This window comes from Caulobacter sp. SL161, assembly GCF_026672375.1.
In the GTDB taxonomy this organism is placed as follows: Bacteria; Pseudomonadota; Alphaproteobacteria; order Caulobacterales; family Caulobacteraceae; genus Caulobacter.
Map to the genome: position 1 here is coordinate 3,936,244 of NZ_JAPPRA010000001.1, position 10,035 is coordinate 3,946,278.

The 10,035-nt window shown below is 67.6% G+C and carries 5 protein-coding genes; 3 read left to right on the forward strand and 2 right to left on the reverse strand.

Annotated elements, in window-relative coordinates; genetic code table 11:
• Positions 1-79 precede the first annotated feature (79 nt).
• Positions 80-3,457 carry a TonB-dependent receptor gene (locus OVA11_RS19380; RefSeq protein WP_268068858.1) on the reverse strand — a complete coding sequence of 1,126 codons (3,378 nt, stop codon included), beginning with the start codon at positions 3,455-3,457 and terminating at the stop codon, positions 80-82.
• Between the two features lie 133 nt (positions 3,458-3,590).
• On the opposite strand from OVA11_RS19380, the gene OVA11_RS19385 reads away from it, so the two are divergent.
• Genes OVA11_RS19385 through OVA11_RS19395 form a run of 3 tightly spaced genes read left to right on the forward strand, consistent with a single transcriptional unit; the run spans position 3,591 to position 9,267 of the window.
• Complete coding sequence (locus OVA11_RS19385; protein WP_268068859.1) at positions 3,591-5,102, forward strand: efflux transporter outer membrane subunit; 1,512 nt, start codon at positions 3,591-3,593, stop codon at positions 5,100-5,102.
• 11 nt (positions 5,103-5,113) lie between these two features.
• The gene (locus OVA11_RS19390) at positions 5,114-6,169 is read left to right on the forward strand and encodes an efflux RND transporter periplasmic adaptor subunit (RefSeq protein WP_268068860.1); all 1,056 of its coding nucleotides are present in this window, start codon (positions 5,114-5,116) and stop codon (positions 6,167-6,169) included.
• Positions 6,169-9,267, forward strand: a complete 3,099-nt coding sequence (locus tag OVA11_RS19395) for an efflux RND transporter permease subunit (protein ID WP_268068861.1) — start codon at positions 6,169-6,171, stop codon at positions 9,265-9,267. Before OVA11_RS19390 ends, OVA11_RS19395 begins: the two co-directional genes overlap by 1 nt.
• A gap of 117 nt (positions 9,268-9,384) precedes the next feature.
• On the opposite strand, the gene OVA11_RS19400 is transcribed toward OVA11_RS19395, so the two are convergent.
• Entirely contained in the window at positions 9,385-10,011 is a 627-nt protein-coding gene (locus OVA11_RS19400) for a YdeI/OmpD-associated family protein (protein WP_268069018.1), read from the reverse strand.
• Between the last annotated feature and the right edge of the window lie 24 nt (positions 10,012-10,035).

Consider the following 10,035-nt stretch of genomic DNA (forward strand, 5'->3'; position numbering starts at 1 on the left):
CCTCCTCGCTCGCCGCGCAAGAAAACGGCGCGTCCTTTGGGGGAAGGACGCGCCGCAAGTTCCCACACGCTCCGAGGAACTAGAACTTCTTGCGCAGGCTCACCTTGTAAGTGCGGCCCAGCGGATCGCCGGTGAAGGGGTCGTAGCCCAGGTCGAGACGGGCGTAGGACGGATCCTTGTCGAAGAGGTTGGTGATCGCCAGGGTGGCCGTGGTGTCCCACGGCAGGAAGACGCGATAGGCGAGGTTGGTCAGGACCTGCTTTTCGATCTTCTTGCCCGCGCTGATCGTGACGCCGGCGCCCGTGGTGTCCTTGTAGGCGTTGGCCGCAAACGGCGCGGTGCGCTGGTCGGTGTAGGAGCCGATATAGTGGATCGACAGGCGCAGGTTGTGCGGGCCTGAGTTCCATTCGGCATGCACGTCACCCTTCCACTTGGGGATCGGCACGACGGTGGTCTGGTAGTTGAGCAGCCCCACCGCGTCGAAGGCCTTCTCGACGGTGATGCCCTCCACCTGGGTGGCGCCGACCTCGTACTTCTGGATGTAGGTCGCCGAACCGCCCAGCGAGATGTCGCCGCCCATCACGTCCCGGAACCGGTAGTCGGCCGAGAAGTCGAAGCCGGCGTTCTTCACCGGCGCGCCGTTGATGTAGTTGGTGCGCAGGCGCGCGATGCTGGTCGTCGGCGTGGCGCACCCGCCGGTGAAGGTGAAGCGCGACACCAGGCCGGCATAGGCCGGATCGGCGCAGTTGTTGGCTCCCGCAGCGCCGTTCGGATACAGCGAGGCCACCATGCCCGCCACCGGCTCGGCGACGATCGGATCCTTGAAGTCGAAATAGAAGTAGTCGACGCTGGCCTTGAACCCGCCCGTATTGAACAGCAGACCGAAATTGTAGGTCTGGGCCTTTTCAGGTTTCAGGTTCGGATTGCCGTAGATGTCGACGGCGCGGAACACGCCGAGAATCCCCTGCAGCGAGGTCACCGAGGTGGTCGTGGTCAGCGGATCCGGCGGCCCCCGGAAGGTCGAACCGGCCGAAGCCCGCAGGGCCAGCCAAGGCATCGCCTGCCAGCGCAGCGAAACCTTCGGATTGAAGGTCGAGCCGACCGCGCCGCCATACTGTTCGAAGCGTGCAGCCAGCTGAGCCTGGAAGTCGTCCGTGATCGGCACCGACAGCTCGCCGAAGGCCGCCATGACATCGCTCTGATTGTCGGCTTCGTTGCCGACGCCCAGGAACATGAAGGGACCGTTGCGGACCGAGCCCGTGCAGGTGGTGACGCCGAAGTCCGGCGTGTTCACGCACGGATTGACCGCCGCGTTGCTGATGTCGTTGTAGTCGGCCGTGAAGTAGCTGCGGCGATACTGGACACCCGCAGCCCAGGCGACGTCGCCGCCCTGCAGCGTGATGTTGGTCTTACCGTTCAGCACCGCCTCACCGACGAACAGGCGCGAGGCCTGCTTGGTCGAGAGCTTCTTGAAGAACCAGTCGATCAGGTCCTTGTTGTTGGCCAGGGCCGGATTGTAGCCGGCGTTGGCCTGGCCGGTGATCGCGTTGCCCGGAATCGCGCTGGCGAAGGGATTGAAATACATGCACTGGCCGACGCCCACCGTGCCCTGGACGCCCGGCAGCGACGGATTGCTGTCGCAGAGCGGACCGCCAAGACCCTGAAGCGCCAGGGCGAAGCGGTTGACCAGCGTGTCATAGCCGGTCCGGATGGCGATTTCCTGCGAGTAGGTCAGCGCCACGTCCCAGCCGATGCCGTTCTCGAACTCGCCCGACAGATCCGCCGACACCCGGAAGGCGTCGAATGACCGCGCCCCGATCGACGGGCCGTAGCCGAACTTGGGATTGCCACCGATACCGAAAGGCCGGTTGGCGACATTGAGCGCACCGAACGCGAAGATCGAACTGGGGACCGTGCTGACCGCGCCGGTCGCCAGGCTGGACAGTTGCACCGTCGGGTTCGCCGCCATGAAAGCGATCAGACCCGGGTTCGTGGCCGGCACGACGTACCGTCCCGGAATAGGCGAGGCTTCGGCGGTCGGCACCGCCAGCGCGGCGTAGGACGGCGAGGTGTTCCATTCCGGCACGTCGGTATGGGCGTACAGCACCTCGACGTGGAACTTGGTCGTCGCCGACAGATCGGCGTTGGCCTCGGCATAGGCCTGAATGGCGTTGGACTTTTCGACCAGGTTGTCGAAGGGCGTGTAGTGCCAGTAGCAGACGGGCGTCAGGCCGCTGAAGCCGGCGAAGCCGCCCAGGCCGGCGCAAGCCGGATCGCGCATGCCGTTGGTGGTGCTGGCCAGCGGGATGAAGGTGGACGGGTTGCCCGCTGCGGACCAGCCGGCTTCCGGATTGCTGAGATAGGATCGATTGGCCCAATCGCGCTCGGCGACCGACAGTTTTGAGCGATGCTGCCAGCCCAGGCTCGCCAGGACGTTGCCGTTCTCCCAGACCTTGCCCCAGGTGAAGTTCAGGCCGTAGTCGCCGTCGGAACCGTTGATGTGACGATAGTCGGCGCCGACCTCGAGCCCCTCGAAGCTCTTCTTGGTGATGAAGTTGACGACGCCGGCGATGGCGTCCGAGCCGTAGGTGGCGGCCGCGCCGTCCTTCAGCACCTCCAGGCGGCCGATGGCGGCGGCAGGAATGATGTTGGTGTCGACGATGCCCGCGCCCGCCTGGCCGAACGGGTTGATGGCCAGACGCCGACCGTTCAGCAGCACCAGGGTGCGCTGTGAGCCCAGGCCCCGCAGATTGACCGAGCCGGAGCCTTCGGAGCCCTGGGCGCGGCTGTCGAACTGGTTGGTGTCCCCGAGCACGCCGTTGGAGACCGACAGGGCCTTCAGCAGTTCGACGGTGGAAGGGGACCCTCGCTTTTGCAGCTCCTCGGCGCCGATGACCTCAACCGGCAGGGCGGCGTCCTCCGGCGTGCCCCTGATGAAGGAGCCCGTGACCACGACTTCTTCGACCTGGGTCGACGCGTCCGGCTTCTGAGCCTCTTGGGCCTGAGCCGCGCCCGCCATCGCAAAGGCCAGCGCCAGGCATGACCCCCCGCGCAGGAAGCTGCTTCTGTTCATCCGTATTCCCTCCCTCGGTTCGTTCTTGATTGGCCGATCGTCTTTTCGCGGGGCCAAATCACGTTCAGCTGGGCGGCGGCGTTCCTGACAGAGCTCGGGCGCGCGCCACCCCGCCGGCGCGGATGCAGCCACGCCGATGGGCAGGTCCTTTTTCGAAACCTTGAGATGCGCCGTATAGAGCCGACAAGCCTTGCTCCCCCCGGGGCCGGACGCTTGAAAAGCCACGCTACAGGCCCGCCAACTGCGACGAGCCAAGCCTTCGACAAACGATGCCGAACACCTGTTTCGATGATGTGGTATGTTTTGCCGTCGCGTCAACCTTCGCCAGAAGAGACGGTTGCTCGCCGCGTCAATCGACCACACTGCTGACAGGTATGGGATCAAGAGCGCTCAAGACTGCGTCCGGTCGGCGGATGGCTTCGTTAAACCTCTCGAACGGGGGTTTCCCTCCCGGGGCCAGCCCCCTAAGTGGGAGACCATTGGTCGCCTGGGCGCGCCGCGCGTCACAACAACTGGGTTGAAATTCATGCGTCTCGCCAAGACTGGCGCCCTATTGCGACCAGACCCGCCTGAAGGCTTGTCGCGCGCCGCTCCCATCATGACGCTCATGGTTCTCGGCCTGGGTCTGGCGGCCTGCACGACCCCGGCGCGCAAGGCGGAGGTCCAGCTGCCGAGCGCCTATGAGGCCCCGGCCGGCCCTGCCCTCGCGCCCCAGGCCCTGGATCAATGGTGGACGCAGTTCAACGACCCCGCCCTGAACGCGCTTGTCACCACGGCGCTGGCTCAGAGCCCTGATGCGCGGCTGGCGGCGGCGCGTCTTGAAGAAGCGCGCGCCATCCGCCAGGGCCAGATCCGCCAGATCTTCATTCCACAGACGCCGCTCGTCGGTTCGGCCCAACGCACCGACACCGACATCAACGAGCAGAGCGGCGTCGGCGCCTTCACCCAGGGCGGGGTCAGCAAGACCTACTCCGCCAATTTCGACGTCTCATGGGAGCTGGACCTGATCGGCCGCCGCCTCGCTGCGCTGCGGGTGGTGAAGAACGATATGGCCGCGGCGCGCTTCGCCTATGAGGGCGCGCGCGCGGCCCTGGCCGCCAATGTCGCCCAGTCCTATTTCGAGGCGCGGGGACTGGCGGTCCAGCTGGACGACGCCCGCGAAAGCGTGCGGATCTCCAGGTCGCTGGCCGATGTCGCTGCTGAGCGGGGCCGGCGTGGCCTGATCGCCACCTCCGAAGGCGAGCGCGCCGCCGCCGATCTTGCCCAGGCCGAAGCCCAGGCCGCGGCTTTGGAAGCGCAACTCCGCGCCGCGCGCCGCACGATTCTGATCCTGGTCGGCAAGGGCGTCGATCCGCTCGAAACCCTGCCCGTCACAGCGTCGCTGGCTAAGCCGCCGCCGGTTCCCGCTGCAACGCCCGGCCAACTGCTGGCGCGACGCCCCGATGTGCGCGAGGCCGCCGCTCGCCTGGCCTCGGCCTCAGGCAATCTCAACATCAGCGAACTGGCGCTGTTCCCCACCCTGACGCTGACGCCGGGGGCCGGGATCTCCAAGGCCGTCACGCCCAGCTTCCTGGACGCCGGCGCGCAAACCTCGACGACCAGTTCGGCCTGGACGATCGGAGCCAATCTTTCGATCCCGGTTTTGAACATTCCCAAGCTGATGACCGACATCAAGGCCAGCAACGCCCGGGTCGAACAGGCCGCGATCACCTACGAAAAGACGGTCCAGACCGCGTTCGGCGAAGCTGACAACGCCCTCGTCCAACTGGCCGCAGACGAGCGGCGCGTGGCGCTGTTGACGGCGGGCGAACGCCGCGCCGCGGTGGCCTATGAAGCAAGCCGCAAGAGCTTTGCGGCCGGGCTCACCGACCTGACGACGGCCCTGCAGGCCGAACAGGCCTGGCGCGCCGTTCGCTCGGCCTCAACGGCCGCTCAGACCCAGGCGCTGCAGCGCGCCGTGCAAACCTACAAGGCTCTCGGCGGCGGTTGGTCGCCCGAGGCCGTCCCGACCAAGGCTTCCGCGCAATGAGACCCGCTCCGATGACGACCCGCTATCTGATCGCCACCGCCCTGGTCTGCGCCGGCGTAGGCCTGACCGCCTGTGGCGACAAGAAGGACGCGCCCGAAGCCGCGAAGCCCGCCGGCGCAGAGCAGGCGCGCGCCGTCTCGATCACTCGCGTCGAGACGCGGGCGCTCGGCGGCGGCTTCAAGGCTTCCGGGCAATTGATCCCGCGCGAGGAAGCCGCCGTGGGCTCGGAGCTGTCCGGCTATCGCGTCGCCCGTGTTTTCGTCGAGGAAGGCGCCTGGGTGAAGGCCGGCCAGCCCTTGGCGCAACTGGACAACACCCTGCTGCGCGCTCAGATCGCCCAGCAGGCCGCCGTCGCCGCCCAGGCCGAAGCCGAAGCCCAGCGCGTCACCGGCCTCGCCGGACAGGGGATGCTCTCCCAGGAGCAGATCGAGAGCCGCCGCTACGCCGCCAAGGCCCAGGCCGCCGCGCTCGCGGAACTGCAGACCCGCGACCGCCGCATGACCATCACCGCCCCGGTCTCGGGCCGGGTGCTGGAACGCACCGTGCGGCCCGGCGACGTGGCCGGCGGAACGACGCCCTGGTTCCGCATCGCCCGCGACGGCCTGGTCGAGCTGAACGCCGAGGTCAACGAAGCCGACCTGTCCAGCGTCCGTATCGGCCAGCCGGTGCGGGTCAGCGTCCCTGGCGGCGCGACCGTGTCGGGCGAGGTCCGTATCGTCAGCCCGCTGATCGACACCACCACGCGCCTGGGTCGCGTGCGCGTGCGTCTGCCGCTGAACGAGGCCTTGCGGTCCGGCGGCGTGGCCTCAGCCGAGTTCGCCGCCTCGGGCGCCCAGGTCCCCGCCGTGCCCGAGGCCGCTCTGCGCCTCGACGCCGAAGGGGCTTCGCTGATGGCGGTCGACGACCAGAACCGCGCCCGCCAGATCCCGGTCAAGACCGGCCTGCGCGCCGGTGGCTGGGTGCAGTTGATCGACGGCCCGGCCGTGGGCACGCGCGTACTGCTGGGCGGCTCGGCCTTCACCCTGGACGGCGACAAGGTCAAGCCGCTCGAAAAGGCGGCCCGCTAATGGCCCAGCTTCGCGTCTCCGCCTGGGCGATCCGGAACCCGATCCCGGTCGCCGTGCTGTTCATCGCCCTGATGCTGGGCGGGATCGCCAGCTATTTCATGCTGCCGATCAAGCAGTTCCCCAACGTCTCGTTCCCGATGGTGGTTGTCACCGTCACCCAGAGCGGCGCGGCCGCCGGCGAGATGGAGACCCAGATCACCCGTCCGATCGAGGACGCGGTCGCCGGCCTGTCCAACGTCAAGAGCATCCGCTCGACCGTGGTCCAGGGGGCCTCGACCACCCAGGTCGAGTTCGAGATGGGCATGGACCTGCAGAAGGCCGTCGACGACGTCCGTTCCAAGGTTGACCAGACCCGCACCGAGATGCCGCGCGAGATCGACGAGCCGATCGTGCAGCGGGTCGAGATGGACTCCCTGCCGATCAGCACCTACGCGGTCCTGGCCCCGGAAATGTCGATGACGGAGTTGTCCTGGTTCGTGGACGACACCGTCACCCGGGCGCTGCAGGGTGAAAAGGGCGTGGCCCAGGTGACCCGCGTCGGCGGCGTGGATCGCGAGATCAACATCGTGATCGACCCCGAGCGCATGGCCGCTGCGGGCGTCACAGCGCCCCAACTCAACAACGCCATCGCCCAGTTCAGCCAGGACGTCCCCGGCGGGCGCGCGATCGTCGGCCAGAGGGAGCAGACCGTTCGCGTGCTGGCCGCCGCTCGCAAGGCCGAGGACCTGCGCGCCCTGACCATTCCGGTCGGCGGCGGGCGCTATGTGAAGCTGACCGACGTGGCCCAGGTGGGCGACGGCGCCGGCGAGCCCCGCTCGTTCGCGCGCCTCGACGGCCGCCCGGTGGTGGCCTTCCAGGTCAGCAAGACCAAGGACTCCAGCGACGTCCAGGTCGAGGACCGCGTCAAGGCGGCGATCAAGCGGCTGGAGGCGGTCCATCCGGGCGTGACCTTCACCCCGATCTATTCGGTGGTCGACGACACCCGCGCCAGCTTCAACGCCACGGTCAGCACCCTGGTCGAGGGCATGATCCTGGCCGCCCTGGTGGTGCTGCTGTTCCTGCGCGAATGGCGCGCGACCCTGATCACCGCCATCGCCATGCCGATGTCGCTGGTGCCCACCTTCATCTTCATGGTGATCATGGGCTTCTCACTGAACGTCGTGACCCTGCTGGGCCTGACGCTGGTGATCGGCATTCTCGTGGACGACGCCATCGTCGAGATCGAGAATATCGAAAAGCGCATCGCGACCGGCCAGAGGCCCTATGAGGCGTCTATCGAAGGGGCGGACTCGATCGGCCTGGCCGTCGTGGCCACCACCTTCACCATCGTGGCGGTTTTCGCGCCGGTGGCCTTCATGCCCGGCATCCCCGGCCAGTTCTTCCGCGAGTTCGGCCTGACGGTCGCCGTGGCGGTGCTGTTCTCGCTGGTGGTGGCGCGCCTTCTGACGCCGCTGCTGGCCGCCTACTTCCTCAAGCCCGTGGCCCACGCTCGACCGCGCAAGCCGTTCACTGGCGCCTATCGAAAGGCGCTGGACTGGGCGCTGGACCACCGGATCGTCAGCTGCATCATCGGCGTGGCGATCTTCATCGGTTCGCTGATGCTGGCCGCCGGCCTGCCCGCCGGCTTCCAGCCGCCGGCCAACTACAACTACTACTACATGAAGGTGCAGGGCCCCCCTGGCGCCACGGCCGCCGACATGGACCGCGCGGTGAAGGAAATCACCAAGCTGTTCGGGGCCCGTCCCGAAACCGCCCACGTCTTCGCCCAGATCGGCTCACAGGTCACGGGCATGGGTCCCGGCGGCGGCGGCGGCGGATCGGATCTTCGCGACGGCACCATCACCGTGGTTCTGCACGACAAGCGCGACCTGCGGGTCACCGAAATCCGCGCCCTGATGCGCGACAAGTTGCTGGACCTGCCCGATGTGCGCGTGACCCTGCTCAGCGACGACGGTGTCGCCGAGGTGCAGACCATCCTCACCAGCGACGACGGCGAGGCCCTGGAACGCGCGGCCCTGGCGCTGGAACGCCAGATGCGGGGCGTGCCCAGCATCGCCGACCCGCGTCCCGCCACCCCGCCCAGCGGTCCGGAGATCGTCATCCGCCCCCTGCCCGCCGAGGCCGCACGCCTTGGAGTCTCGACGGCCGACATCGCGGCGGTGGCGCGCGTGGCCACGGTCGGCGACATCGACGCCAATGTCGCGAAGCTGACCGATGGCGAGCGCCGCCTGCCGATCCGCGTCCGCTTGGCCGATGACGCCCGCGCCGACCTCGACCAGATCAAAGCCTTACGCGTACCGACGGCCTCAGGCGGCTTCACCCGGCTGGACACGGTGGCCGAGGTCGCCTTCCAGGCGGGCCCCGCCAAGATCGAGCGCTACGCCCGCAAACGCCAGCTGACCGTCGAGGCCGACCTCGCCCCAGGCGTGGTGCTGGGCACGGCCAACCAGGACATCGACGCCCTGCCGATCATGAAGAACCCGCCGCCCGGCGTGGCCAAGGCGACCGGCGGCACCGAGGAGGCCATGGGCGAGCTGTTCGGCGGCTTCGCCATCGCCCTGGGCTCGGCCGTCTTCCTGGTGTTCGGAGTCATGGCCTTGCTGTTCGGCAGCTTCTTCAAGCCGATCACCATCATGTCGGCCCTGCCGCTGGCGATCGGCGGGGCGTTCATCGGCCTGCTGGCCTTTGGCATGAGCCTGTCGATCCCATCGATGATCGGCTTCCTGATGCTGATGGGCCTGGCGGCCAAGAACTCGATCCTGCTGGTCGAGTACGCGATCGAGGAGGAGCGTCGGGGCGTGCCCCAGCGCGAGGCCATCATCGACGCCTGCCGCGAGCGGGCGCGCCCGATCGTGATGACCACCCTGGCGATGATGGCCGGCATGGCGCCGACCGCGTTGGGGATCGGCACGGGCGCGGAGTTCCGCCAGCCGATGGCCGTGGCGGTGATCGGCGGCCTGATCACCTCAACGGTGCTGTCGCTGGTGCTGGTGCCGGTCGTCTACGAGATCGTCGATGACTTCGAGATGTGGCTGAAGCCCAAGCTGGCGCGGATCATCACGCCGCGCGAGGCGCCAGATCGGGTTTCCACGGTCTGACGACGGCTTGAGCGTCCAAGCCCCGTCAGACCTTGCGCCCTCTTCGTCCCATCCCGACTGTCGTCGGGATGGGGCCCACTCCCTCCCTCTGGGAGTGGGATTCTGTTGAGAGAGGCCTCAGCGCTCCAAGGCGCCCTTGCCCGCGATGATCTTGTCGCGAAACTTCTCGATCCGGGCCACCCGCGTCGCTGACTGCTTGGCCTGGCTAAGGGCGAACAGATAGCTCCTTTGCCGTCCGGGCGTCAGCGCATGGTAGGCTTCGGCCAGGACAGGGTCCGCATCGAGCGCGTCGACCAACTCGTCAGGCATATCAATCTCGCGCGCCACCTTAGGAGGCTGGGTTCCCGCCACGGCGTGATCCATCAGTTGACGCAGGTAGGCGCGGATCGTGGGGTCAAGCGCTTCGACCTCTGCGGCCGTGGTAAAGCGAATGACGCTGGGGGTCTGACTATTGGGACCCGGGGTCTTTAGCACGCCCGCGCTGTCGACGAGCAGGCCCGCATTCAGGAAGCTGATCAGGAAGTCGCTCCTGAACGCCCCCAGCAGCGCGATGTTGCGGCCAGCATGCATGTAGCACGGGTGAGCCCACTTGACGGTCTCCTCCAGCCCCATGTCCAGGCAGAGGCGGCGCAAGACGTTGAGGCCATCGATCCAAGGTCGGATCGAGCAGTCGGCCGTCGCGAACCGGGCGCAGCGACCGCAGCCTTGGAGGAAGTAGTCGTCAGGATCGGTGATCATCGCCATGACCGAACATCCCGTATTCTCGCC